Raw genomic sequence first — 25,870 nt, forward strand, 5'->3', positions numbered from 1 at the left:
CAGTGATCGAATTTGGCGATTGCGATGTGCGCGATGCTTGCCTGATCCGCGCAGGAGCCCTAAGGGCGCGCATCAGATTTCGCGCAGGCCGCGCCATGATGCAGGAGGAATTGCCGATGCCCACCAAGACCGAAACCCTGATGGCGCGCGGCAAGGCATTTCTGGGCAGTGAATATGCGATCCTGTGCGGCGCGATGAGCTGGGTTTCGGAACGCAATCTGGTCGCCGCGATCAGCAATGCGGGCGGGTTCGGCGTGATTGCCTGCGGGGCGATGACGCCTGAATTGCTCGACGCCGAAATTGCGGCGACCAAGGCGCTGACCTCCAAGCCCTTTGGCGTCAATCTGATCACCATGCATCCCAAGCTGTTCGAACTGATCGAGGTTTGCGCGCGCCATGGCGTGACCCATGTGGTTCTGGCCGGCGGCATTCCGCCCAAGGGCAGCGTCGAGGCAATCAAGGCTTTCGGCGCCAAGGTGCTGGTCTTTGCCCCCACGCTGGCGCTGGCCAAGAAGCTGCTGCGCAGCGGCGCCGATGCGCTGGTGATTGAAGGGTCCGAGGCGGGCGGTCATATCGGTCCTGTTGCAACGTCTGTCCTGGCGCAGGAGTTCCTGCCCGCGCTGGCCGAAGATTATCTTGTTTTCGTGGCGGGCGGCATCGGCCGGGGCGAGGCGATTGCCTCCTATCTGGAAATGGGCGCGGCGGGCGTGCAGTTGGGCACCCGTTTTGCGGCGGCGACCGAATCCATCGCCCATCCCGATTTCAAGAAGGCCTTCTTCCGCGCCGCCGCGCGCGAGGCGGTGGCCAGCGTGCAGGTCGATCCGCGCCTGCCGGTGATCCCGGTGCGCGCGCTGAAGAACAAGGGCACCGAGGAATTCACCGCCAAGCAGCGCGAAGTGGCCGCCAAGCTGGATGCGGGCGAGGTGGACATGCATGATGCGCAACTGCTGATCGAGCGCTACTGGGCGGGCGCGCTGCGCCGGGCGGTGATCGAGGGCGATGTGGAAAACGGCTCGCTGATGGCGGGCCAGTCGGTTGGCATGGTCACCAAGGAAGAGCCGGTGGCCGATATCATGGCCTCGCTGATCGCGGAATGCGAAGCCGCGCTCAACAAGCGCTGATGGCACGCGCCGATCGTCTGGAACGGCTGGAGGCCCAGCGTGAAGAGGCCGAGGCCGAATATCGTGATGCCTTGATCGCGGCGCTGCGGGTGACGGCGGCGGGCCAGTGGGGCCTGTTCGATCATCAGCAGGACCGCCATGCGCGGGCGAAAGCCGCCCCGATGCTGGCCGAGTTGAACGAACTGGCCGAAACCATCAATGATATGCGCGAAAAACTCGGCATGGAGGAATTTGATCTCCATGCCGAGTTTCTGAGCCAACGCGGGCCGGTGCGTTCCGACGCGGTGGGCGAGCCGAAAAAGGCCGCCGCATGGTTGCAGCGGCTGGGGGCCTAACCCCAGCGGTTGATTTCCGGCTCCCTGCCCAGTGACCAGCGGAACAGGTGGTCGCGGATGGAAATTGACGGCGGCAGCCGCCGGTCATCGTGACGACGCATGCCCTGCAGGCGCAGGGCGAGCGACAGGGCGACATAATCGCTGTGCCGGGTCAGGCCCTCGATGCGGCCAATGGCGGCGATCCGGCGCGGGTCGAGACGGCCTTGCGCCAGATCATGGCGCGCCGGATTGGCCGAGGCGGCGGCAAAGGCCGCGCTTTCGGGAATACGGCTGTCATAGACCAGCAGCGCGGGGGAGGAGGCGGCCAGCGCGGGCTGGGCTGCGACCAATCCGGCCGCGCCCGCGCCCTGCAACAGGCGGCGGCGGGAAAGGCGCAGCATCACTTTTTCCCCTTTGCCGGCTTTTGCGCAAGATAGGCCGCCACCGCGTTCAATTCCGCATCGGTGAGGTCCACGCGGGTCTGGGCGGGCATCGCCCCCTTGCCGCCGCGCACCACCGCCTTGACATAATTGGCGGTCAGGTCGCGCCGATTGGTCAGCAAGCCATCGGAGGGCGGGCGTTTTATCATCATCATCTGCTTGGTCAGCAGATTGGTGCCCATGCCGCCCGCCAGATGGCAATAGCCGCAGGAATGCTCAAACACCGCGCGCGGATCGCGCCCCGGTTGCAGACGGTCGCCCGCAGGCTGGGCCGCGCGCATCTGATAGGGCGGCAATTCGGGCACGCCGCCGGGCGCGGCCATGGCGGTTGCAGGGGCGAGCAAGGCGATGGCCAGCAGGAAACGGCTCATTCCGCGCCCTCCTTCTGCATGGCGCGATAGGCCGAGGGCCAGATGCCCTGTTTGCCCGGCGCGATGATGCCATTGGGGTCCAGCGCGTCCTTGACCTTTTCGCCAAAGCGGCGCAGCGCGTGATCGTTGAAATCGAACGTGTCCATCACCCGGTCCATCCAGCCAAGATGGGTGCGATATTCGCCGTAACCGGCCTTGGCGGTCTCGGTGATCAGCGCGTTGAACAGTTTTTTCATATTGTCGACCTGCGCCGCATTGTCGCGGTCATACATCAGCATGTTGACATTGTTGGCAAAGCGCCCGCCGATGGTGAAGCTGGCATAGAAATCGACGTCGTGGTCGGCGATGATCTTGCGGCTGCGCTTCAACTGTCCCATCACATGCTCTGACGTGGCGGGAACAACGGGGGAGAAGCCCAGATGTGCCCCCCGGCCGCCCACCCAGTCCGACATCTGCAACGGCACCGCCGAGGGCGTGCCCAGCGCCAGATCGAGCGGCGGCTTGGGATCGCCCTGACGCCACCAACTTTCCATGGCGGGGGCGGCGAGATGGCGTTTGAAGGCCGCCTTGATGACCTCGGCCTTGGCCTTGTTGACGCTCTCGTCGCCATAAAGCCGGATCGAGACGCGCCAGTAGCCAAGTTGGTATTGCTTGAGCAGTTCCTTGACGCGCCATTCGGGCATGGCTGTGGGCTTGTCCCAGAAATCCTTGCGCGTGCCCAGCACGACGATCTTGCCCAGCCAACTGGGGATGAACACGTTCTGGTCGATCACGCCCGCAATTTTCAGCGGCGTCACCGTGTCGATGACCCAGCCGATGTCCTCCTCCTCGGGGATGTCCCAGGTCAGCTCAAGGCTGGTTTCGGGCGCGGGCTGCATCCACAGGCCCGCCTTGGTGACCACGCCAAGGTTCGACTGGCTGAAGGCCAGATCCCATGTCGGGCCGTAATTCATCGGAAACAGGTGCCACGCCGGATTGTCCTTCATCGCGCCCATGCCGGTGCGCAAAAGGTCGCCATCGGGCAGCACCGCCTCGATCCCGCACAGATTGCGCGCGTGCAACCCATAGGGCGTGTAGCCGATGCCATGCTCCAGAGCATTGCCGATCACGCTGCCCCAGCCATTGCCGGGGACCGAGAGCCAGAGCGGGGCCTTTTGCCGCTCGACCTCGTCATGCAGGTCGAAAAAGCCCACGCCCGGTTCAACCACCGCATAGGCCAGTTTCGGGTCGAGTTCCAGGATGCGGTTCATCCGCCCCAGATCCAGCACGACCGAGCCCGCCATGCGCGGCGCGGCGGTGCCATAGCCAAGGTTCTTGCCCCGCGCGACCGGCCAGAGCGGCACCTTGTATTCATTGGCGATGCGCACGATGGCGCGCACCTCCTCGACCGAAGCGGGGGCCACAGCGGCGGACGCGGGCCAGCGTTCGGGCGATCCGGGCGCATAGGCATCGGCATAGGCATCGCGGTCGGCATCGGATGACATCACCCATCCGGCCCCCACAACCCCGGCAAAAGCCTTGAGCGCGGCGTCAAAGGATTGCGGGCCAACCCGCGGCGGCAGGGTCAGTTTCACGGACCTCTTCCTCTCCAATTTTTATAACAATTGTTATGGATGATGCGCATCGCGCGCGTGGCTGTCAACCGGGAAAACGCAGGCGCAAAAAAAGGGGCGGACCCAAGCGATCCGCCCCCATCAATTGCGTCAAAAGTCTCGGTTCAGAAAGACTTGCGAACCGAGATCGCCCATTCGCGCGGACGGCCCACATTGCTGTAAACCGTGCCCGCCGAGGCATAGAGCGCCTGGAAGCGCAGCGGCAGGTAGTAGTATTTGTCAAACAGGTTCGACACTTCAAAGCTGATCGCCAGATCCTCCTTGGGGTTTTTCCAGGTCAGGCGGGCATTGGCCAGCGCAAAGGCCGGGTTGTAATCCAGCGGGCTGGTCACAGTCAGGCGGCCGATCTGCTGGCGCCCGGTATAGACAAGGTCAAAACGCGGGGTCAGTGTGCCGTTCTTGCCGCCCAGATCGGCGGTGTACTGGATGCCCGCGCTGCCGCGCCAATTGGGCGAGGTGATCGGATCGGACAGTTTGATCGAGGTGACCTGCGCGCTGATCCGGTTCCATTCGCCATCGATCCAGCTCAGCGTGGCATCGATGTTCAGGCCGTCAATCGGCGTGGCCGAAAGTTCGCCTTCAAGACCCCACATCTTGCCATCGCCCGCATTCTGAATGGCGGCGCAGGGATAGGGATCGGTGCCCGGCGCGAAGCCGTCGAGCAGCGAACAATCCGAGATCGGCAGCTGGATGTTCTTGTAGTCATTGACGAAACCGGCCAGGTTCAGGCGCAGACGACGGTCGAACAGGTCGCTCTTGAGGCCCAGTTCATAAGAAGTGAGCGTTTCGGGGCGGAACGTGCCGTTGGTGGCCTGCGTCTTGGTGAACGGACGCGCCGTCACGCCGCCGCCTTTGAAGCCGGTGCTGACCGTGGCATAGGCCATCAGTTGCGGGCTGAAGCGATAGTCGGCCGAAATGCGCCAGTCGAGCTTGTTGCCGTCGTAATTGGCCACGCTGCCATTAAGCGCGCCCACGCCGAACGGATCAACCAGCGCGCCGCCCGACCAGTTCTGGCGGACAAAGGTGTAATCCTTGTGCTCGCTGGTATAGCGCAGGCCCGCCGTCACGTTGAGTTTGGAGGTGGGATGCAGGATCAGCGTGGCAAAACCGGCCTTGGAATTGGCCTTGACCGGATCGTTGCCCTGGAATTGCAGGTAGAAGCTGGGCACGTTCGGCACGATGTAGCGAATGTCCTGACGGGTGAAATAGACCGAGGTCTGGTCATTGTAGAAACCGCCGATGGTCCATTCGGCCAGGCTGCCGATCTTGCCGTTCAGGCGCAGTTCCTGGCTGAAGAAGCGGAAGGTCAGGTCATTGTAACCGGCCCCGCCTATCGGTCCATAGGGGGTGAAATCGTCGTCGGTGCCAAAGGTCTGGTGATACTTGCGATAGGCGGTGATCGACTGGAGGTTGAGATTGTCGCTGAGCGTATACTTCAGATTGCTCGATACGCCCCAGCCGGTGAACATCGTGTTCATCGGCATCGTATAGGCCTGCCCTGCCTGGCCGCCGGCGGGCATGTAGAAATTGGCATAGGTGCAGAAATTGCCGCAGCGGAAATCGACCCCGCCGGTCTTGGCCGTGTTGTCCACGGTCAGCACACTGGCGGCATTGCTGCGGTTTTCGTAGGTATAATCGCCCGAAACGATCCAGTCGAGCTTGTCATTCGGGTTGTAGCGGATCGAGGCGCGCGCGCCGGTGTAATTCTTCTCGCCCAGCTTGCCGATCACACAGCCCTTGCCGGTATTGGGATTGCCCGTGATACCCAGCGAGTTGCCGGGATTGGCGCAGCCATAGTCGATCATGTTCACATAGCCGTCCTGGCGCTTGTGAACGCCCGACACGCGCACGAACAGCGAGTCAGTCAGCGCGAAATTCATGCTGCCGCGCAGGTCCAGACGGTTGCGCGCACCATAGGCAGCCTCGATATTGCCCGAATTTTCCGCGCTCGGCTTGGTCGAGAACATCTTGATCGCGCCGCCGATCGAGTTGCGCCCCGTCAGCGTGCCCTGCGGGCCGCGCAGCACTTCAACCCGGTCGAGGTCGAGCAGATCCATCACCGAACCGGTGAGCGAGGCATAGTAAACATCGTCGATATAGATGCCAACGCCCGGCTCATAGGCGGGGTTGAAGTCATATTGGCCCACGCCGCGGATATAGGCCGCCATCGAGGAGCCGAAAGCGCCGCCCATTTGCGTGAGCTGAACGTTGGGGGCCTGGGCGGCAATCTGGCTGATGTCGGTCTGGTTGCGCGACTTCAAAAGGTCGGAGGTTACCGCCGTGATCGAAAGCGGCGTGTCCTGCAGCTTTTGCGAGCGGAACTGGGCCGTCACCACGATTTCTTTCAGACCATGCTCTGCGGCGGCATCGGCGGGCGGAGCGTCAGCGGCTTCGGCGGCGAAGGCGGGCGCGGCGCTCAGCGCACAGGCCATCGCCGTGGTGGCAGCCGCCTGAACCAGGCGCGCGCGAGTAAAAATGCCAATAGTCCTGGCCATGATTCCCTCTCCTATATCGGGCTGTTTCAGCCCTGATGTTTGTGAGTGATACATACGATTTTGAACTTGGCAAGCAGGCTTGGGGGTTTTTCTTGGGACCGGCCTGCTTGATAGGGTTACTGATGCGAAAAGGTCACATTCGTTAATGTGAAAAGGGGAAAAAACTTGCCTTTTGCCCCCCGAATGTGGTTAGTTTTACCACCATGAACAGCAGTAACAGCATGCCCGCTTCCCCGCCCGAAGACGCCCCAGCCGAAGACGGTCTGACCGACCTGCTGATCAGCCTGCTCAAATTGTGCAGCCTGATCGGTGATCCGATGAAGGTGGGGGTATGCGACCCCTTCGACGCCTCCACCAACGAGGTGAAGGTGCTGATGGCGCTGGCCGGGGAAGGGCCGCTGGCCGGGCATGATCTGGTGCATATTACCGCCATGTCTGCGATGAATGTCAGCCGGGCGATCGCGGGGTGCAAGGCGCGAGGCTGGGTGGAGGATTTCAACGACCCGGAAAACCGCCGTCGCCGCCCGGTCCGCCTGACCGATGAAGGTGAGGCGACCTATCGCCGGATGCAGCCGATGCTGCACGGCGTGGCCGAAAGCCTGCTGGGCAAACTGACGGTGAGGCAGCGGCGGGAAATGGGGCATTTGACCGATCTGGTTCTGCGCCGCATCGCCGAATGGGAAGCGGCGCAGCCTCAGGATCAGGCCGGTTCCTGAACCTGTCCGGCGAGCAGGGCGCCGAAGCGCGGATGGGCGAAATGCATCGGCACATCATGGCGATACGGCCACGTCTGGCGCAATTCCGCCGTGCGGATTTCATCCGGGCCGATGGGGTTTGCCGGATAGCATTCGGTCAGCGGCTGAAGATGCGCGGTGGTCTTTGACCAGCCTGCTTCATAATCGCCCTGCCACTGCATCATGTAATCGAGGCGCTTGATCTTCCAGACCCCGTTTTCCTTAACGTAATCATTCTCATAGATGCCTGCCTCCATGAATTGCAGCGGCAGGCCCTGCGGCTTGAACTCGCGGCTTTCATGGCTGCCGCCAAACAGCATGCCGCGGAAGCGGCCCTTGGCGGTCTGGCCATCGGGGGCGATGGTGATGATGTCCTGCATCTGGAAATGGTCGAGCAGGAAGCCATAGGCGGGGCCTTCCTCGCCGGGCGCAAGGAACAAAGATTTGAACCATGTGCCATAGAGGCGATAGGCGCCTTCGCGGCCCTTGTAGATCCCCGAAAGAAAGATAACCTCGCCGTCTTCGGCAAAAAGATTGGCGACATCTTCGGCCCGGTTGAAGTCGATATAGTAACCATAGGCCCAATGCAGGCGGCGGATCGCGTTGATATCCTCCAACTCCTGCACGCGCCGCTCCAGCGCGGCCAGACGGGCGTCTGTATCTGCCATGTCACTCTCCCATATTGCCAGCCCGATTCCTTGGGGCTATTTGTATGCTATACTAACAATCATAATGCTCTTGGCGAGAGGGAAAATGCATGGGCGAGGAAACGAAAGACTGGGCAGGCCGGGTGGCCTTTATCAGCGGCGGCGTATCCGGGCTGGGCTTTGGCATAGCGCGGGCCTTTGCGCTGGCGGGGATGCGTCTGGCACTGTCCTGGCGCAACGAGGATTACCGCAGCAAAGCGGCCGCATGGTTTGCCCAAAACGGTCTGGAGGAGCCATTGTGGGTGCGCCTTGACGTAACCGACCGCGAGGGATTTGCCCGCGCCGCAGAGCAGGTCGAGGCCCATTTCGGCGCGGTGCATTTGGTGGTCAACAATGCGGGCGTCTCGGTCTTCGGCAATACCGCCGAGGCATCCTATGACGATTATGACTGGATCATGGGGGTCAACTTTGGCGGCGTCGTCAATGGCGTGGTCTCCTTCCTGCCCGCGCTGCGCCGCGCCACCGGCCGCCGCCATGTCATCAATATCGCCAGCATGGCCGCCTATCTCTCCGGCCCGCAGGCGGGCATCTATACTGCCAGCAAATTCGCGGTCCGGGGCCTGACCGAGAGCTTGCGCTACAATCTGGTGCCGCTGGGCATAGGCTGTTCGCTGGTCTGCCCGGCGCTGGTGGCCACCAACGCATGGGATTCGGCCTTTCGCCGCCCGGCCGAATTTGCCGACAGCGGCTTTGGCGAGGTGAACCGCGGCGCGCTCGAACATTTCGGCAAGGTCTTCTCGGCTGGCATGGACCCGCTCGAAGCTGGGCAGCGTATCCTCTCGGGCATGAGCGAGGGGAAGGGCCTGATCTTTACCCACCCCGAATTCGCCGAGGATTTCAAGGCGATTTATGAGGAAAGCATGGCCGCGCTGCCATCGGATGAGGCGCCCCCCGAGCGGTTGGAGGTCGAGCGGATGCGGCGGGCGGCGAACAAGGCGGCGTTGGAAGGGCGGGAGATTACGATTGCGGATTTGAATTAAGAAGGGAGTTTGCCTCCGGCGGCCAAAGGGCGTGGGCCCTTTGCAATCCCGTTATGGAGTTGTGGCAGGTCGGCGGCGTGACGCCAAAAAAAGCCTGCGGCGCAGAAAGGGTGTGCTGTTGAGCGCCGCAGGCTTTAACATTCAAACATGGCCCCGACACCCAAGGCCGACCCCATCGCGCAACGCCGACAGTATTGGGATTGCAAAGGGACCGAGTCCCTTTGCCCGCCGGAGGCAGCCTTAATCCCTTATTCCCACCAATAAGCCGTTGCTCGCATCTCGATGCTCGACCGAGGCGGCGCATTCCCCGGCGCGGATGGATCATTAAACGCCACATGGGGAATATGCCGCGCGACATTCTCATCGCTGTCCTTGGTTTTGAACAGGATGACCTCGCCCGCATGCATATCGGGATAGTAGAACCAGCGATGCCCCGGATTATGCCCGACCAGCAGCCCCTCGAAACCCCATTCGCGCCCATCGGGCTCATCAAAGATCGCATCCGCCACGATCAGATCGCTTGGCCCCACGCTGCGCGCATCACACAGGGCGAGAGGCACATCCTGCGGCGCGGGGGAGAGGGCGCGCCAGATATTGATCGCGGCATAGCGGCGGAAGGGTCGTCCGCCTGCGGTTCGCTCGGCCATCATGCGCGATGATCCGTCGGCAACATCGATATGGGCAAAGCGGGCGGGGTGGGAATTGTTGCCGCTGCCCGCAAGGCCTGACTTTTCCGAAAAGCGAAGGATGCCGTGGGGCGTGACTTTCACCTCATCGGCCCCGATGACGTTTTGCACCAATGCGGCGATCTCGGCGGCATAGACGCCAGCGATCTGGGTGGGATCGCGCCAGTCGGTCACGGCGCTTTCGTGGATCGCCAGCGTGAACCCTTCTCGGTCAATGTTCGCATTCAACCCCCGCGCGCTTTCCACGTGCATCGGGTGCGATACAATATCCAGCACATCGCGGTGATGGGCATTGGCGTAATAGCGGGGCCGTTCCACCCCGCGCCCGGAATAGGCGATCTGGGCAAGAGGCATCGCGGCTCTCCTTATGTCAGCGCGTAATAGCGCACATGGTTGCCGTCCGGGCGGCGCTCGCCGATGCCGATGAAGACGTGGCGGGTCAGCCAGTCATGCTTGCCCTTGCTGGTTTCAAAGCTGGGCTGGGCGCGCAGGTAATATTCGGCGTGTGGCACCGGATCGCCCCCGGCAAAGGCCCATTGGCGCAGCCGGTCCATGACGCCCGGTTCGCGTCCCCACAGAAAGCCCTTGTTCTGCATATAGATCAGCGTCCCGTCTTCCTCCTCCAGCATATAGCGAGCGTCGAAACAGGCCGTGTCATCGGGGCGGAACAGCGCATAATCGCCGCCCGAATTGGGCACGGCGCGCCCGCGCAGGCGCGGCCCTTCAAACGTGCCTTCGTCCACATAGACCGCGCTGCGCATGCCGCCCGATGGGATGTCGGGCACCATCTGAACCCGTGTGAAACGCAAGGTGCAGGCGAAGGCAAAGGTGAGGCGGGGGTTGTCGAGCGTGGAAAATTCCATGGGGTTCGGCCTCTAGTAATTGGAAAGAATGGTCAGAGCCGGTCCGTCGAGCGGCTTGCCCGCCTTCACCTTGGCCAGTTCCTCAACGCGTGTCTTGGTCTGCTGGTCGATCAGATAGGCGTGGATCGCATCGGCGTCCGCCGGCGTGAGGATATCATTCCAGCGCGGCATCCCGCCGGGCACCAGCAAGCCGTCGAGCAGGATCTGGCGGAACATCTCATGCGTGCCGGGTTGCATCCGGCGCAGGTCGGGCGTGATCGAGCGATGGCGGTTGGCATGGCAGATCGCGCAATTGGCGAAGAACAGACCTTGCCCTCGCGCGATGGTTTCTGCCGTCACCCCCGGCGCCTGCGCCGGCGGTTCGGGCGCCACGGTCAGCGCGGGCAGGCGTGGCGGGGGCGTCATCCGCGCCTTGCCCTCCAGCTTGAACACCAGCAGGCGGTTGGCATTGACCCGGTTATAGGCGGCGGCATAGCGCGGCACAAAGGGAAAGCCCCCGCCGCCCCAGCCCGCCGCCACGGCGATATATTGGGTCTTGCCGATCATATAGGTCATCGGCGCGGCAAGGATGCTGGTGCCGGTGTCGATGGTCTTGATGATGCGCCCATTGGCGGCATTGCGCACCACCAGTTGCCCCGCGACATTGCCATGCACCATGATCCCGCCCTCGGTCACCAAGGCCCCGCTGCGGTCCTGCCAGCCCTTCATGTCGGCGGCCCAGACGGTCTTGCCGGTCAGAGGATCGAGTGCGCGCATCTGCGCCGTGCCGGGGTTCTTCACCGCCTCGGCAAAGGCGGGCAGGGCTTTGACTTGGGCTGCAAGCGGCGGGGGCAGGGTGTCGACCGCATCGCCCACATCGGTGGTAAAGATCAGCGCGGCGTCATTGTTGAGCCCCCGTGCCTTTAAAGGCTTCTGCCCCGGCGTCATGAAGATCAGATTGCCGATATCCAGCACCGCGCCGTAATACAGCCCCGTCTTGGGACTGTAGGCCGCGCCATGCCAGTTGCGCGCGCCCGGCGTACCGGGAAAGACGATCTTGGGTCCGGTGGTATAATCGGAACTTTCCGGGGTCAGATTGGGCCGCCCGGTTTTCAGATCCACCCCGCTGGCCCAATTGACCCGCGCAATCGCATTGGCGCGCAGCAGTTTGCCGTCGCGCCGGTCGAGCACATACATGAACCCGTTCTTGGGCGCATGGAGGACCACCGGGCGATCCGCTCCATCCAGTTTCACATGGGTCAGCACCATCGGCTGGGTGCTGGTGAAATCCCAGTTGTCGCCGGGCGTTTCCTGATAATGCCATTTCATCGCGCCGGTTTTGGGATCAAGCGCGACAACCGAGCCGATATAGAGATTGTCGCCGCCCGAGGGGCTGCGTTTCGATGTGGCGTATGGCCCGCCATTGCCGGTGCCAATCAGCACCAGCCCGGTTTCGGGGTCATAATTGATCGCGTCCCATGGCGCCCCGCCGCCGCCAATGTCCCAGCGGCTGTGCGGGTCCCATGTCTTGAGCGCGGCGTCGAGTTCTGGGCGTTCCTGCGGCCCCAGCGCCGGATCGCGAGGCACGACATGCCAGCGCCAGCGGATCCGCCCCGTTTTCAGGTCCAGCGCGGTGACATAGCCGCGCACGTCATATTCCGCGCCCGCCATGCCGATGATGACCACATCGCCCGCGACTTCGGGCGCGCCGGTGGAATTGTCGCCCTTCGCCCGGTTTTCGATAAAGTCGGTCTTCCAAGCCACCTTGCCGGTCTTGGCGTCGAGCGCATACATCCAGCCGTCGAGCGCGGCGATGAACACCTTGCCATCGGCCACGGCAAGGCCCCGGTTGACCATGTCGCAGCAGGCCGTGCGGTTGAATTGCATGTCCACCTGCGGCTCAAACGCCCAGAGCAGACGCCCGGTGGCGGCATCATGGGCATAGGCCCGGCCCGCCACACCCGCGGTGTAAAGCACGCCGCCCACCATCACCGGCGTCGCCTCCATGCCGCGCGTGGTGCCGAGTTCCGCCATCCATGCCAGGCCGAGGCGGGGGGCATTGGCAGGCGTGATTTGCGAGAGGCGGCTGTAATGGGTCTTGCCCGCATCGCCGCCGGGGTTGATCCATTGGTTGCCCGCGCCCTCCGGCGCCGTTTGGCTGGCGGTCAGTTGTGTGGCCAGCGCCGCGATGGCGAGGGTGGAGATCAGCCGTTTCATGGCAGGTCCTCTTGGGGCCGTTCGTCAGGCCAGGGGCTGGGCATGCGATAGGGGACGGTGATGAAATTGGCCTCGATCTGGCAGATCATGCCGTGGTCGATCTTGAAGAGTTCGGAGATGTAGAAGGAATGCGGGCGGCGCACCGGGCTGTTGACCCAGCGCCCGTCGGTCAGTTGATAGCGTTCCAGTTTGCCCGAATGGTCGATGAAGCCAAAGGCCAGCACAAGACCGCGCTCCTCGTCCACCAAGGGGAAGCGGCGAGCGCGCAGTTCATCGTCATAGCGGTAATTGCCCATGCGGAACTGTTCTTCACAGCCCAGCGCGGAGACGGGCACGATCTTGGCGAAATCGGGGTTGCGCGTGGTCTGCACGCCATTTTCCACCCGGTTGCAATCGGGGTGAAAGCGCGTGTGGATCGTGCCGTCGTTCAATTGCAGCGTGTCGAAATAGCCGTTGGACAGGCGCACCATTTCGGCGCGTTCGACCGGGGCCTCGGCGTCGCTTTCAAGGATGGGCTTGGTCCAATAGCGCGGGTTTTCGAATTTGATGCCCGAATCGCTTTGCCGCACGATGCACATTTCGCATTGCGTGATCTGGCCGGCATGATTGACGGCAAGGCGCAGGGTGAAGCCCGATTCCTCGATCGCCTCGATGATCGTGCCGAAATAGCCGACCTGTCGGCTGCGCGTGTCGGCAAAGCGGAGTTGGTATTCGCCTATGCCCTGAATGGTGTTCCAAACCCCGTCGCCGGGGGCCAGCATCACGTTGTTTTCGGAAAATTGCGCGTCCGGCGCCCAATCGACGGCATGCGCATCGCGCGCCGCCAAAGCCGCCAGAAACCTGTCGAGCACGCCATAAAGCGCGGTCCGATCCATAACCTCTCCCCTGTTGTATGGCGACAGGGGAGTGAGGGGTATGGTCCCTGTCGCTGGTTGCATCCTGTCTGGCATATGCTATCAATTGTTACAATAGCCATTGCGCGGACAGGCCTGTTCATCGCGCAAAAACAACAGGCAGGGGAGAGAGATGATGGCGCGGACTGCGCAGGAAGAGGCCAATCTGCGCCTCGTGATCGAGATGTATCACAAGGTCTTGATCGCGATGGATTCGCAGGCCGCCGACCACTATATTGCGCCCGATTATGTGCAGCATTCCTCGCTGGCAGAGCCGGGTGTGGAGGCTTTGAAAGCTTTTCTCGACAAGGTGCGCGCCGAAAGCCCCGATGCGCGGCAAACCATTCATCGCGCCATGGTCGATGGCGATATGGTGGCGGTGCATGTCCATGTCGAACGCTTTCCCGGCGATCCGGGGCTGGCCGTGGTGGATATTTTCCGTGTGGCAGGTGGCATGATTGCCGAGCACTGGGATGTGCTGCAGGAAGTGCCCGCGAACCCCGTCAATCCCAATTCCATGTTCTGAACCAGGGAGAGTGTCATGCTGCGTTTTTCGATGGCCGCCTTCATGTTGCTCCTGGCCGCGCCGGTCGCGGCGGCGCCTGTCAAAGGGCCTGCCAAAGGGGGTGTTTGCATAATGACGCCCAAGCAGGTCGTGGCCCGGTTCATGGACGAGTTTTACATGAAGAAGCAGGTCCGCTCATCCTTTGAGCGCTGGGTCGATCCCGGCTATATTCAGCACAATCCCTATGCCGCGACCGGGCGCGATGCCGCGATCACTTTCCTGGAAAAGTTTGTTAATGAAAACAAGGGGCAGCATACCAAGATCCACCGCATCATCGCCGATGGCAATCTGGTCGCGGTCCATTCGCACGGGTGGAACGAGGGCGGCGATGCGGCGGCCCAGCGCGGCTTTGCGGTGGTCGACATCTTTCGCGTCAAGGGCTGCCGGGTGATGGAGCATTGGGATGTGATCTCGCCCGTGCCGGAACATTCGGCCAATACGAACACGATGTTTTAAAGTGGGTTATAAAAAGGGCGCGCGTCATGGTGTCGATTTCGGGCGAATTTGTTGACCGCTGCGTGGTGGTGCTGGGCGGCACGGCGGGGATCGGCCTTGCCGCCGCGCGCCGCTTTCGCGAGGAAGGCGCGAAACTAGCGGTGACCGGGCGCAACATGGAGGCGCTGCGTGATGTGGCCGAGGATCTCGACGCCTTGGCCATCCGCAGCGACATGGCCGATCCGCAGCAAAGCGCGGGCGCCATGGCCGAAATCGAGGAGGCGCTGGGCGGGATCGACGTGCTTTTCGTCAATGCGGGCGTGGGCGGTTTTGCCCCGGTCGAGCAGGTGACCGAGGAATTCTGGGACCAGATCCATGATGTGAACCTGCGCGGCGCGTTCTTTGCGATTCAGCGCGCCCTGCCGCTGATGCGCGATGGGGGGGCGATTGTCGTCACCGGCTCGATCGGCTCGCTGGCCGCGGTGCCGGGCAATGTTGTCTATGCCGCAGCCAAGGCGGGGCTGCGGGCGATGGCGCGCATTCTGGCCAAGGAATTGCTGCCCCGCCGCATCCGCGTCAACATGGTCAGCCCCGGCCCGACCGACACCGAAATTTTCAAGCGCGACGCCACGCCCCAAACTATCGCCGAAATGAAGGCAATGATGGCCGCAGTGGTGCCAATTGGTCGCATGGGAAGCGCAGAAGAGCTTGCCGAGGCTGTGTTGTTTCTTGCCAGCGCGCGCGCATCGTTTATCAATGGCGTCGACCTATTCGTCGATGGCGGCTGTATCGAGCTGCGTTGATGTCCGCTCTGTGAGAGGGGAAGGGGGCGTCGCCGTAATCTGGCCGGCGCCCCCTTTCGGGTTTTACAGGCCTGAAGGCATCCCATCGAGCAGGATGGTTTTCAGCTCCGTATAGCCCAAAAGCCCCTCGATCCCGCCCTCGCGCCCAAGGCCCGATTGCTTGAAGCCGCCAAAGGGCAGCCCGAAATCCATCCGCAGCCCGTTCTGTCCGACCGCCCCCGTGCGTACCGCGCGGGCAATGCGATAGGCCGCATCGACATCCTGCGTCAGCACCGAACCGTTGAGGCCGAAGCTGGACGCGTTGGCGATGCGGATCGCGTCGGCCTCATCCTCATAGGGGATCAGTGCCAGAACCGGGCCGAAGATTTCCTCCTGCGCAATGCGGCTGGCATTATCGACATGGGCAAACAGGGTTGGTTCGATGAAATAGCCCTTGGGCAGATGGGTTGGACGGGCGCCGCCATGCACCAATTGCGCGCTGCGCTTGCCCTCCTCGATATAGCTCTCGATCCGCTCCAACTGCCGCTTCATCGCCACCGGGCCAAGCTGGGTGGTCGGATCGTCGCTATGGCCGATCTTCACCTGCGCCATCTCGGCGGCGATCGCGGCGGCCAGTTCGTCATGGCGTTCGCGGCTCACCAGCACGCGGCTCAGCATCGCGCAGACCTGCCCGCTCATCATACAGATGGTTCCGGCAAAGATCTTGGCCGCGACCTCAATGGGGAAATCGTCCAGCACAATCGCCGCCGATTTCCCTCCCAATTCCAGCGTGCAGCGCGCAATCCGTTCGCCGCAGACCTGTGCGATGCGCTTGCCCGCGACGGTCGATCCGGTGAAGCTGACCTTGTCCACGCCCGGATTGCAGACCAGATGGCCCGACGCCTCGCGGTGGCCCGTCACCAGATTGACCACGCCCGCAGGCACACCCGCCTCCTGCGCCGCCTCGGCAATGATATAGGCCTCCAGCGGGGTTTCCGGGCTGGGCTTCATAATGACGCAGCACCCGGCGGCCAGCGCATAGGCCACCTTGTTGAGCATGATGCCATAGGGCCCGTTCCATGGCGCGATGGCCGCCACCACGCCCACCGGCTCATAGGCGACCAGCCCGACCGCCGCGCCCACCGTGGGGCGCTTTTCCACCCAGTCGAAGCCTTCGGCCATGGCGATGATGCCGTCGAACGTGGCGTTCGATCCGGCCTGCATAATGCCCGAAAAACTGGCGAGGCCGCCCATCTGCATCGACCATGCCCGCGCCGTCTCGCCCACGCGGGCGTGCAGGATCGCTGACATTTTCTTCATCACCGCCAAACGTTCGCCCGGCTGCATCCGGGGCCATGGGCCATGGTCAAAGGCATGGCGCGCGGCGGCAACGGCCGCGTCCATATCCGCCGCATCGGCCTCGGCCACGGCGGAAACGACCTCTTCGGTATCGGGGCTGATCTGTTCGATCATCCGGCACGAATGGGCGGCCACCCATGCGCCGCCAATGAACAGGCGATCCTTATGGGCAATATTGGGTTCAACCGGGGTAATCTGGGGGAAGGGGGCGTTCATTTCGCATGTTCCATGGGTTGGGCGGCCGCGCGCAGCATGTCCGCATGGGCCTCGATCAGGCTGCGCACGCTGCGCGCCGGGCGGCCGGTGAGATTTTCGACATCATCGCTGCGGATGGCCAGAAAGCCCTCGCGGATCGCGGCGCCGAATGTCACCATGTCGTCGCTGTTCCACGGAATGCCGTTGATGCTTTGGTCGTCCACCGGGCGGCGCGGGATGCCCATCGCGTCAAAGATCGCATATTGCGCCTCGTCCGAGACGGGCGTGTAGGTCAGCGGCACGCCGGTAACTTGCGACAGGATCGCCGTCACTTCAGCAAAGCTCTGCAATTCCGGCCCGGTGATGTTATAGATCCGGCCCGCATGGTCGCGCGTTCCGTCGGCTATGTCGCGCAGCACGGCCACCGCGCTTTCCACGCAATCCTCGCGCCAGACCATCGCCTCGCGCCCGTCGCCCGCGTTCGATATCCACTGACCGCTGCTCATCACGCCGGGCCCGGCCATCACGATCATCGCATCGGCATAATGCGCATCGCGCAGCATGGTCCAATCCATGCCGCTCGCGCGGATCAGGCGTTCGGTTTCAATGTGGTCGTGGCGCACCTCGGCGGGGTTGGCCGGATCGTCGATGCCGATGAAGCTGGTGTAGAGGATGTGGCGAACCCCCTGCGCGGCGGCGGCATCAATCGCGGCCTTGTGCTGGGCCACCCGCGCGCCCACCCGCGTGCCGGAAATCAGCAGCATGGTGTCCGCCCCCGCCACCGCATCGGCCAGCGTTTCGGGCCGGTCGAAATCGCCATAGCGGATGGTGCAGCCCTGCGCCTCGCGGTCGGCCAGCTTGGCGGGGGTCCGCGAGATCAGGATGAGCCGATCCCCCAGACCCGCCGCGATCAGCCGGTCGGTGACGCCGCGGCCATATTGGCCGCTGGCGCCGGTGATGACGATCCTGCCCATGGCCTACTCCGCCGCTTCCAGAGCGCTTTGCGGCACCCACCATCCGTGGACCTGCGGGCGCAGGCGGGCGGGGATGGCGACTTTGGCCAAGGGGCCTTTATGCAGCGCGCCCGCGTCCAGCACCCATGCGGCATGTTCGAACTGATTTTCGCCGGTCTGATGGTCAACGATGGTGACGATATAGCCCAGATGGTCGGGATCATGCGACGGCACATGAACCGGCTCGTTCAGGCTCCAGCCCACCGGCAGGGCCAGCGCATCGAGCACCTGACCGGCGGCGCCCGCGACATCAAGGCGGATGATCGTGTTGAACATCGCCCCCACCGGCCCCCCGGCCAGCGGCGGCCCCTTCATCTGCGGGTCCATGGTCAGCATCCAGCCATAGGGGTTGGGCCGCCCCTGCATCCGCGCCGGGATTAGGGGGAAATCGCCCGGAGGCCCGACCACACTTTGCGTGACTTCGCTCGCATCGCCCTTGGGGTCCACGCTCCAGCGGGTCAGCGCGCCCTGCACCTCCCACGGGGCCATATGGATGCCCGAAGCCTCGCGGATGAAGGGGAAGGCGTTGGTGTTCGACAGGCACTGGTCGAAATGGATGATGCCGTTGGCGTCTTCAAAGGCGTTCATGAAGTGATAGGCCGAGACGCCCTTGGGCCCCTTGAACCAGCGCATTTGCGAGACATCGCCATAGCGCGGCATCACGCCCAGCCAACTGTCCGTCTCCATCTCATGCACCCAGTGATCGCCGCCAGCCTTGAGGCGTTCGAGTGAGCAGGTGGTGGGATAGATCGGAAAGAGCGCGTAATTCTCGGTGATCGCGAAATCATGCATCATCGCGCAATAGGGCGCATCGAACCACTGCTCGCTGGTCAGATTGCCGTTCTTGTCGACGATCAGATAGGCGATCTTGGTGCTGGCCTCGCCATCGGCCTCATAGCCGTAGAGGAACATCTCGCCCGTCGCGGCATCGATGCGGACATGGGCGGTGACGGTCTTTGATTTGAGCCGCCCGCCAAAGTCATAGGAACCGCGCGTTTCCAGCGTGATCGGGTCGATTGCGTAGGGGCGGCCATCCTCCTTGGCCATCAGCAGGCGCCCGGCGTGCCAGACCGGCGTGGTGTTGGCCACGGTGCGATCGATGCCCGCCACATCGGCATCATCGGTAAAGGGGTTGCGATAGCGGCCAAAGCGGGCGCGGCCCTTCTCATCCTCGGCGATCCAGCGCGCGGTGCGGACATAGCGGATCGCGTAATCCACGGTGTTGTCGGCGTTGAAGGACACGCGGCTGATCATGCCGTCGCCAGAGAGCACGTTGTCGTCATCGAACTTGGGCGCGAAATGCGGATCGGGCACCGCGCGATAGAAGCTGCCGACAACCTCGGGCGGCAAAGTGCCCTCGACCTTCAGGCCGGTGAGCGAGATTTCCTGTCCCACCGGCTGGTTAAGGCCGACAAAATGCGATGTCTGCGGGAATTGCCTTGCGGTTGCGGGCGCATCGGTCCCTGCGATTGTAGCCATGATCCTCACCTCTTTATACTAACTTTTGTTAGCATCTTATGCGCTTTGCCGCGTCTTGCAATCCCCTTTCGACGATGCGGGGCGATGGGGCGGGTCGCAAATTGTATCGTCCCGTTCGGGATGGTTGAATTATCCCGGTTTCTGCGCCAGCTTTGCGCCGTAAAAAGGCTGGCCGCGCGGGCCTGTCCCATCAAGGAGAGCATTCCCATGTGCGACGAACTCACCATCGCCGATGACGATGCCCATGCCGCCACGCGGGGCCTGTCACGCCGCCAGTTTGCCGCGTTGAGCGCGGCAGGCGCCGCCGCCGCCATGGCCGGGGCGCAGCAGGCAATTGCCGCAGGCGCGGCATTGAAGGAAAGCGCGGTGGCGATTTCCACGCCCGATGGCCAATGCGACGCTTTCTTTGTCCACCCCGCCGCCGGCAAGCATCCGGGCATTATCGTATGGCCCGACATTGCCGGTTCGCGCGATGCCTATAAGGTGATGGCGCGGCGTCTGGCCTCGGACGGCTATGCGGTCCTGCTGGTCAACCATTACTATCGCACGGCCAAGGCGCCGCTGCTGAACAGCCTTGCCGAATGGCGCACGCCCGCCGGCGGCGAGAAGCTGAAGCCCGCGATTGCCGCCATCACCACGCCGGGCATCATCAGCGATGCCAAAGCCTTTGTGGGCTGGCTGGACAAGCAGGCGGCGGTCGACACCAAGCGCAAGATCGGTTCGGCGGGCTATTGCATGACGGGCGGCTATACCGTGCGCACGGCGGCGGCCAATCCCGACCGGGTCACGGCCTGCGCCAGTTTCCACGGCGGCGGTCTGGTGGGCGATGCGGCCGACAGCCCGCACAAGCTGATCGGGGCGACCAAGGCCGGCTTCCTCTTTGCCATCGCCAAGAATGACGATGCGCGCAGCCCCGGCGACAAGGATGCGCTCAAAGCCGCCGCTGCGTCCGCCGGGCGCCCGGCCGAGGTGGAAGTGTACAATGCCGATCATGGCTGGTGCACGCTGGACGCACCGTCCTATGACAAGGGCGAGGCGGAGCGCGCCTATGCCCGCCAGCTTGCGCTGTTCGCCAAGCTGTAAAAAAGAGGGGGAGGTTTTCGGCCTCCCCCTTTCCATCCTTCAGAAATCCTTCTTCAGCGTCACCGCCCATGTGCGCGGCAGGCCGGGCGCGCCCGACACCGTGCCGATCGACACATAATTCGCGGTCATAGAGGTGAAGTAATATTTGTTGAAGATGTTGCGCACCTCGACGCTGGCGGTCCAGCCATCGGCGGCGCTCTTCCATGTGATGCGGCCATTGCCCAGAAAATAGCCGTTGATCCGGTTGGTCGCCACCTGCGTGGCCAAGGCGCCGCCGCCGCCCGTCGGGGTGGTGGTGGATACGACCGCGCTGTCGACATTGGTGGGGTCGACATAGATGTGCGACTGGTAATTGCCATCGGCGCGGAAGGAGAGCGTGCCCTTCAGGACATCGGGGATGTCATATTGCACGCCCGCATTCCACTTCCAATTGGGCGTGTAGGGCGGAACCATGTTGGCGGCAACGCCCGTGCTGGCCGTGTCCACGGTGGTATATTTGAAATCGAGATAGGAGAGCGAAGCATCGAAGGTCAGCCCGGCGGTCGGGCGGATCATCGTTTCGATTTCAATACCCTTCACATGGGCCGAGCCGACATTCTTGGGTTGCAGGCAGGGTGTCGAGGGGAAGCCCAGATTGTTGGGGCAATTGAGCACCGTTAGGATGATGTTCTTGTAATCATTGTAGAAGGCCGACACGTTAAAGCGCAGCTTGCGGTCGAACAGGTCGGATTTGAAGCCCGCCTCATAGGCCACGATGGTCTCGGGCTGGAAGGACTGGGCCTGGTTGATATAGAAGGGACGCGGATTGACGCCGCCCGCGCGATAGCCGGTCGAAACCTGAGCATAGACCATCAGCTGCGGGTTGAAGCGATAGTCGCCCGCGATGCGCCAGTCGGTGCGCTGCTTTTCAAAATGGGCGTTGAGGCCATTCAGAGCAGCAATCGCGCAATTCGCAGGCTGGCCCACGACAAAGGGATAGCCGGTGCAGGGCAGGATCGTCGAGCCATCGGGATTATGCCGTGAATAGGTGTAATCCTTGGTGTCCCAACTGGCGCGCACGCCGCCCGTGATGGTCAGCGCGTCGGTCAGCTTGCCCGAGACATTGGCAAACACCGCCTTATTCGTGGCGGGCGTCGTGTCCGGCCCGTGCAGGAAGTCGATGCCCGCATAGTTGAGGTCGATGCGCCCGGTATAGGTGCCCTTGGCATGGAAGTAGAAGCCGCCCACCGTGTAATCCAGACGGCGGTTCAGAGCCTTGCCGGACAGGCGGATTTCCTCGCTCCACTGGGTATTGGCCTGCGCCTGCTCCAGCATCGAGGGCTGGACCGGGGCGCCTTCGGCAAAGGCCCATGACGAGGTGTAATGGCGATAGGCCGAAATCGATTTGAGCGCCAGATCCTCGGCGATCGTCCAGTCGATGGTCCCGGCAAAGCCATAATTGTCGAGGTTCGAATGCGGGTTCAGCGTCAGCGGCTTATACGGCATCTGGCTGTCCGATGCCGCATTGTCGAAGAAGGTGGCATAGGAAACATAGCGCCCGTCATACCCGGCGGGCACCGTGTCGCAGCTGTTCACGCCGCTGGCGACAAAGGCGCAGTTCAAGGGAATCGGGGCGCCGTTGGTGCCGCGCAGCCATGGGCGGGCGGGCGACTTGCTGACGGGCGAACCGGCGAATTGCGCGATGGAATTGCCATAGATCAGCACGGTCGCGCCCGGCTCGTCGCGCTGGCGGGTGTAATCGCCCGAGACATTGACCTCGACATTGCTGGCCGGTTGCCAACGCAGCGCGACCTTGCCCGCGGTAAAGCTGGTGCCGCCCAGCGTGCCCAGCACTGGGCTGTCGCCGGTGGCCTGCGTGGGCACATTCGATCCGGGGTGGGTCTTGGCGTAATCCAGCCGCTTGACATAGCCGTCGCGGTTCTTGGTTGCGCCCGACACGCGCAGGAACAGATTGTCGGCCAGTTTCAGGTCGAAAAAGCCGCGCATGTCGATGCGGTTGAACGAGCCGTAGGTGCCCTCGACCATGCCCTTGCCATTGCCCTGCGGCTTGACCGAATAGAGCTTGATCGAACCGCCCAGCGAGTTGCGCCCGGAAAGCGTGCCCTGCGGCCCGCGCAGCACTTCGACCCGGTCAAGGTCCATCAGGTCGAGCAGCGACCCGGTGAGGGTGGGCAGGTAAACGTCATCGATATACATGCCCACGCCCGGTTCGAGCGCGAAATTGGGGTCCGTCTGCCCCACGCCGCGGATAAAGGCGATGATGCCCGGCCCGAGATAGGCGTTTTGCGGGGTCAGGGTGACATTGGGCGTCTGCGCGGCCACTTCGGCCACATTGGTCTGTCCGCGCGCGGCCAGCGACGCCCCGGTCATGGCCGTGATGGCCAGCGGCGTGTCCTGCAACTTCTGGCTGCGGAATTGCGCCGTGACAACGATCTCTCCTGTGGTAACGTCCTTCTTGGGCTGCTCGGTTTGAGCATGGACGGTGGTGGCGGTTGCGATCATCGCAACACAGGCGCCAGACAGGTAAAGCCCCCGAATACCGATCATGATGCATCCTCTCATAGGTGCGCGGCGAATCCCTAGCACGCCGCGTCAACGCCTGTTTATCGCGTTTGTGAAAATTTCAGCAATGTGATTGTTATTCCTAATCCCATTTTCACCACCACCGCGACATTCTTGCCGCAGTCCTGCCCAAGGGCCGGGGGCTTGCCGCCGCGGCGCGTGCGCCCCATATGTCGGGACAGCAAAGGAGAACCCCGATGGCCGACCCCGACATGCCCCAGACCGAGGAAGAATGGCGCGCACGCCTGACCCCGATGCAATATCATGTCCTGCGCGAAGGCGGCACCGAACGCGCCTTTACCGGCGAGTATGAAAGCAACAAGACGGCGGGCGAGTATCTTTGCGCGGGCTGCGGCGCGCCGTTGTTCTCATCGGAGACCAAATATAATTCCGGCTCGGGCTGGCCCAGTTTCTATGCCCCCGAGGGCAGCGACGCTGTTCTGGAGCACCGCGACATGTCGCATGGTATGATCCGCACCGAGGTGCGCTGTGCGCGCTGTGACGGCCATCTGGGCCATGTCTTTCCCGATGGTCCGCAACCCACCGGCCTGCGTTATTGCATCAACAGCGCCAGTCTGGATTTTGAGCCAAAGGACTGATCACCCCGTTTTTGCGGCAACCCCAGCAATTTCAGGTTAACCAAGAGCCCTCTATCGCCTATGCGGATTTGTCGGGCGGCGCGCGGATCCAATTCGCGCGCCCGTGGTTTGTGCATGATTGGCGCGGCGCGGTTCCTTTTCCGCGCGTGCAGCAGGGGTTGGCGTTTCGATGGCAAGGCAGAATAGGCGCGGTTCGGGCGATTCCGATAAAGAATCGGGTTCAGGCCTGCGCAGGTTTTTGAAAAAACTGGCGATCTGGACCGGGGCCTTGGGCCTGCTGGCGCTGATCACCATATTTGCCGCTGTCTGGTTCGAAGCCCAGCAATTGCCCGATTTCGACACGATGAAGACCAGCCAGAACGGCCAGACCATTCTGGTTCGCGCGCGCGACGGCAGCGAATTGTTCGCCATGGGGCCCAGCTATGGCAAGTGGCTGTCCTATCAGGAAATCCCCTCGTCGATGAAAGCGGCCATCGTTGCCACCGAGGACCGCCGTTTCCGCGACCATATCGGGATTGACCCGATCGGCGTGCTGCGCAGCTTTTACGTGCGCGCGCAAAAGGGCAAATGGCGTCAGGGCGGCTCGACCCTGACCCAGCAGCTTGCCCGCACGATCTTTTTGAACAATGACCGCACCTGGAACCGCAAGGCGCGCGAGGCGCTGATCGCGCTGGCGCTGGAGTTCAAGTTTTCCAAGGACGAGATCCTCGAACTCTATCTGAACAAGGTCTATTTTGGCGGCGGCGCCTATGGTGTGGATGCGGCCGCGCGCAAATTCTTCGGCCACGAAGGCCGCCAGCTCAGCCTGGGCGAGGCCGCGATCATTGCGGGTCTGGTCAAGGCGCCAAGCCATTATTCCCCCACCGCCGACCAGCAGGCCGCCATCGATCGCGCCAAGGTCGTGCTGGAGGTGATGGTGGATGCAGGTGCGATCACCCCGGCGCAGGCCGATGCCGTCGACCTGCAATCGGTCAAGCTCGCCGCCGAAGCCTCGCAAAGCACAGTGCGCTATTTCACCGACTGGGCGCTGCCGCAGCTTGACGTGTTGCTGCCCGAAACGCGCGACCCCAACAATCATGACAATCTGGAGGTCTGGACCACGCTGGACCCCAAGCTTCAGAACGCTGCCGCCTCGGCCATCAAGGGTTATACACCCAAGGATGCGCAGGGCGCGCTGGTCAGCATGGACCGCGACGGCGCGGTGCTGGCGATGGTGGGCGGGCTGGATTACGTGACCAGCAATTACAACCGCGCGACCAATGCCCTGCGCCAGCCCGGCTCGGCGTGGAAGCTCTTCGTCTATATGGCCGCGCTGGAGGCGGGCGTGAAGCCTGACGATCCGGTGGTTGACCAGCCTGTCACCATTGATGGGTGGAGCCCGCGCAATTCGGGCGGCACCTATGCGGGCCAGATCGACGTGCGCACCGCCTTTGCCTATTCGAAAAACACCGTGGCCGCGCAATTGGGCCAGCAGGTGACGTTTGACGCCGTGGCCGCGATGGCGCGCCGTTTTGGCATTTCCACGCCGATCTCGACCAACCCCTCGATGGTGCTGGGCAGCAATGATGTCCGCGTGATCGACATGGTGAAGGCCTTTGCCGCCGTTTCGGCGCGGGGCACCTCGGTCGAGCCTTATGGCATTGTCAAGGTCGTCGCCAGCGATGGCCGTGTGCTGTATGAACATGCCCAGAAGCAGGGGCAGACGCTGGTGGCGCCCTTCGTTTCGGCGGGGATCACCGACCTGCTTCAGACCGCCGTCAACATCGGCACGGGCCGGGCGGCCCAGATCGGCCGCCCCGTGGCCGGCAAGACCGGCACCACCAGCAGCAACAAGGACGGCTGGTTCCTCGGTTTTTCCAGCGGCGTTACCACTGGCGTGTGGATGGGCCGCGACGATGCCAAGCCTGTGCCCGGCCTGCAGGGCGGCACGGCCCCGGCGCGCGCCTTTGCCCAATATATGAAGGTCGCCGTGGCCCAGCGCCCGATTGAGCCCTTCGAAACCCAGTTGACCCTGCCTGACTGGCAGCTGGAACCCGACGATATTGCCAACCTGAGCGGGCCGGACGCCTATGTGCCGACCGATGAGGGCGCGGCCCCGGATGGCAACAATCCCACCGACAATCAGCCCGCGCCTGCGGCCAATCCGGACTTTCTGGACAATGCCACCGGGCGTCAGGGGGACAATACCCGCAAGCGGGCGCAGCCGGGCGTGGGGATTTAAGGGACGAGGGATTTATGCGAGGGACTCGTCCCTCGCGCTCCCGTCACTGTCTGCGATGAGCTTACCGCGCCGCAGGCTTTAATCTTATAAGCCCATTCTGGCCTACCTAGCGCCACCTCATGAATGGGATTGCAAAGGTACCGAGTCCCTTTGCCCGCCGGAGG

The 25,870-nt window shown here is 63.1% G+C and carries 23 protein-coding genes; 10 read left to right on the forward strand and 13 right to left on the reverse strand.

Annotated elements, in window-relative coordinates; genetic code table 11:
- Positions 1–116 precede the first annotated feature (116 nt).
- Together PQ457_RS02790 and PQ457_RS02795 are read left to right on the forward strand one after the other, a co-directional pair.
- Positions 117–1,121, forward strand: coding sequence for an NAD(P)H-dependent flavin oxidoreductase (locus tag PQ457_RS02790; RefSeq protein WP_273618268.1), 1,005 nt, complete (start codon positions 117–119; stop codon positions 1,119–1,121).
- Positions 1,121–1,456, forward strand: a complete 336-nt coding sequence (locus tag PQ457_RS02795; RefSeq protein ID WP_273618269.1) for a hypothetical protein — start codon at positions 1,121–1,123, stop codon at positions 1,454–1,456. The genes PQ457_RS02790 and PQ457_RS02795 overlap by 1 nt, the downstream gene beginning before the upstream one ends.
- Here PQ457_RS02795 and PQ457_RS02800 read toward each other — a convergent pair.
- The 4 genes from PQ457_RS02800 to PQ457_RS02815 form a co-directional block, all read right to left on the reverse strand.
- Positions 1,453–1,836: a hypothetical protein gene (locus tag PQ457_RS02800; protein WP_273618270.1), complete on the reverse strand. Its 384-nt coding sequence runs from the start codon at positions 1,834–1,836 to the stop codon at positions 1,453–1,455. The two genes, PQ457_RS02795 and PQ457_RS02800, sit on opposite strands and share 4 nt — an antisense overlap.
- Positions 1,836–2,246 (reverse strand): c-type cytochrome, encoded by a 411-nt coding sequence (locus PQ457_RS02805; RefSeq protein ID WP_273618271.1) that lies wholly within the window; start codon positions 2,244–2,246, stop codon positions 1,836–1,838. The genes PQ457_RS02800 and PQ457_RS02805 overlap by 1 nt, the downstream gene beginning before the upstream one ends.
- A complete protein-coding gene (locus PQ457_RS02810; RefSeq protein WP_273618272.1) occupies positions 2,243–3,820 on the reverse strand; it encodes an FAD-binding oxidoreductase in 1,578 nt (525 codons plus the stop codon). The genes PQ457_RS02805 and PQ457_RS02810 overlap by 4 nt, the downstream gene beginning before the upstream one ends.
- Before the next feature lie 143 nt (positions 3,821–3,963).
- Positions 3,964–6,354, reverse strand: coding sequence for a TonB-dependent receptor (locus PQ457_RS02815; protein WP_273618273.1), 2,391 nt, complete (start codon positions 6,352–6,354; stop codon positions 3,964–3,966).
- 203 nt (positions 6,355–6,557) lie between these two features.
- On the opposite strand from PQ457_RS02815, the gene PQ457_RS02820 reads away from it, so the two are divergent.
- Positions 6,558–7,070, forward strand: a complete 513-nt coding sequence (locus PQ457_RS02820; protein ID WP_273618274.1) for a MarR family winged helix-turn-helix transcriptional regulator — start codon at positions 6,558–6,560, stop codon at positions 7,068–7,070.
- Here the strand turns inward: PQ457_RS02820 and PQ457_RS02825 are convergent.
- Positions 7,055–7,756 (reverse strand): nuclear transport factor 2 family protein, encoded by a 702-nt coding sequence (locus tag PQ457_RS02825; protein ID WP_273618275.1) that lies wholly within the window; start codon positions 7,754–7,756, stop codon positions 7,055–7,057. The two genes, PQ457_RS02820 and PQ457_RS02825, sit on opposite strands and share 16 nt — an antisense overlap.
- Positions 7,757–7,845: 89 nt before the next feature.
- Between PQ457_RS02825 and PQ457_RS02830 the strand changes: the two genes are divergently transcribed.
- Positions 7,846–8,775, forward strand: coding sequence for an SDR family oxidoreductase (locus PQ457_RS02830; protein ID WP_273618276.1), 930 nt, complete (start codon positions 7,846–7,848; stop codon positions 8,773–8,775).
- Positions 8,776–9,023: 248 nt separating this feature from the next.
- Here PQ457_RS02830 and PQ457_RS02835 read toward each other — a convergent pair whose 3' ends face one another.
- Genes PQ457_RS02835 through PQ457_RS02850 form a run of 4 tightly spaced genes read right to left on the reverse strand, consistent with a single transcriptional unit; the run spans position 9,024 to position 13,395 of the window.
- The gene (locus tag PQ457_RS02835; protein WP_273618277.1) at positions 9,024–9,815 is read right to left on the reverse strand and encodes a CmcJ/NvfI family oxidoreductase; all 792 of its coding nucleotides are present in this window, start codon (positions 9,813–9,815) and stop codon (positions 9,024–9,026) included.
- Positions 9,816–9,826: 11 nt separating this feature from the next.
- Positions 9,827–10,324: a DUF3237 domain-containing protein gene (locus PQ457_RS02840; protein WP_273618278.1), complete on the reverse strand. Its 498-nt coding sequence runs from the start codon at positions 10,322–10,324 to the stop codon at positions 9,827–9,829.
- A gap of 12 nt (positions 10,325–10,336) precedes the next feature.
- Positions 10,337–12,520, reverse strand: coding sequence for an outer membrane protein assembly factor BamB family protein (locus PQ457_RS02845; RefSeq protein ID WP_273618279.1), 2,184 nt, complete (start codon positions 12,518–12,520; stop codon positions 10,337–10,339).
- On the reverse strand, positions 12,517–13,395 hold the full coding sequence (locus PQ457_RS02850; protein WP_273618280.1) for a DUF8021 domain-containing protein: 879 nt from the start codon (positions 13,393–13,395) through the stop codon (positions 12,517–12,519). Before PQ457_RS02850 ends, PQ457_RS02845 begins: the two co-directional genes overlap by 4 nt.
- A 151-nt stretch (positions 13,396–13,546) precedes the next feature.
- Here PQ457_RS02850 and PQ457_RS02855 point away from each other — a divergent pair, with 151 nt between their 5' ends.
- The 3 genes from PQ457_RS02855 (at position 13,547) to PQ457_RS02865 (ending at position 15,216) form a co-directional block, all read left to right on the forward strand.
- Positions 13,547–13,939, forward strand: coding sequence for a nuclear transport factor 2 family protein (locus PQ457_RS02855; protein WP_273618281.1), 393 nt, complete (start codon positions 13,547–13,549; stop codon positions 13,937–13,939).
- A gap of 111 nt (positions 13,940–14,050) precedes the next feature.
- Positions 14,051–14,434: a nuclear transport factor 2 family protein gene (locus tag PQ457_RS02860; RefSeq protein ID WP_273618282.1), complete on the forward strand. Its 384-nt coding sequence runs from the start codon at positions 14,051–14,053 to the stop codon at positions 14,432–14,434.
- Positions 14,435–14,460: 26 nt separating this feature from the next.
- Positions 14,461–15,216, forward strand: coding sequence for an SDR family NAD(P)-dependent oxidoreductase (locus PQ457_RS02865; protein WP_273618283.1), 756 nt, complete (start codon positions 14,461–14,463; stop codon positions 15,214–15,216).
- A gap of 63 nt (positions 15,217–15,279) precedes the next feature.
- Here the strand turns inward: PQ457_RS02865 and PQ457_RS02870 are convergent, their stop codons facing one another.
- From PQ457_RS02870 to PQ457_RS02880, 3 genes are read right to left on the reverse strand one after another with little or no spacing between them, the layout of a single operon-like run.
- Positions 15,280–16,749 carry an aldehyde dehydrogenase gene (locus PQ457_RS02870; protein WP_420540979.1) on the reverse strand — a complete coding sequence of 490 codons (1,470 nt, stop codon included), beginning with the start codon at positions 16,747–16,749 and terminating at the stop codon, positions 15,280–15,282.
- A 17-nt stretch (positions 16,750–16,766) separates the two neighbouring features.
- The gene (locus tag PQ457_RS02875; protein ID WP_273618285.1) at positions 16,767–17,723 is read right to left on the reverse strand and encodes an SDR family oxidoreductase; all 957 of its coding nucleotides are present in this window, start codon (positions 17,721–17,723) and stop codon (positions 16,767–16,769) included.
- Positions 17,724–17,726: 3 nt separating this feature from the next.
- Positions 17,727–19,241, reverse strand: coding sequence for a lignostilbene-alpha,beta-dioxygenase NOV2 (locus PQ457_RS02880; RefSeq protein ID WP_273618286.1), 1,515 nt, complete (start codon positions 19,239–19,241; stop codon positions 17,727–17,729).
- Positions 19,242–19,448: 207 nt separating this feature from the next.
- On the opposite strand from PQ457_RS02880, the gene PQ457_RS02885 reads away from it, so the two are divergent.
- Positions 19,449–20,324, forward strand: a complete 876-nt coding sequence (locus PQ457_RS02885) for a dienelactone hydrolase family protein (RefSeq protein ID WP_273618287.1) — start codon at positions 19,449–19,451, stop codon at positions 20,322–20,324.
- A 39-nt stretch (positions 20,325–20,363) separates the two neighbouring features.
- Here PQ457_RS02885 and PQ457_RS02890 read toward each other — a convergent pair whose 3' ends face one another.
- Positions 20,364–22,871: a TonB-dependent receptor gene (locus tag PQ457_RS02890; RefSeq protein WP_273618288.1), complete on the reverse strand. Its 2,508-nt coding sequence runs from the start codon at positions 22,869–22,871 to the stop codon at positions 20,364–20,366.
- Positions 22,872–23,083: 212 nt separating this feature from the next.
- Between PQ457_RS02890 and msrB the strand changes: the two genes are divergently transcribed.
- Together msrB and PQ457_RS02900 are read left to right on the forward strand one after the other, a co-directional pair.
- Positions 23,084–23,485 (forward strand): peptide-methionine (R)-S-oxide reductase MsrB, encoded by a 402-nt coding sequence (msrB, locus tag PQ457_RS02895; RefSeq protein WP_273618289.1) that lies wholly within the window; start codon positions 23,084–23,086, stop codon positions 23,483–23,485.
- Positions 23,486–23,654: 169 nt separating this feature from the next.
- The gene (locus tag PQ457_RS02900) at positions 23,655–25,706 is read left to right on the forward strand and encodes a transglycosylase domain-containing protein (protein ID WP_273618290.1); all 2,052 of its coding nucleotides are present in this window, start codon (positions 23,655–23,657) and stop codon (positions 25,704–25,706) included.
- Positions 25,707–25,870 lie beyond the last annotated feature (164 nt).

The sequence above is a fragment of the Novosphingobium humi genome (genome assembly GCF_028607105.1).
Classification (GTDB): Bacteria; Pseudomonadota; Alphaproteobacteria; order Sphingomonadales; family Sphingomonadaceae; genus Novosphingobium; species Novosphingobium humi.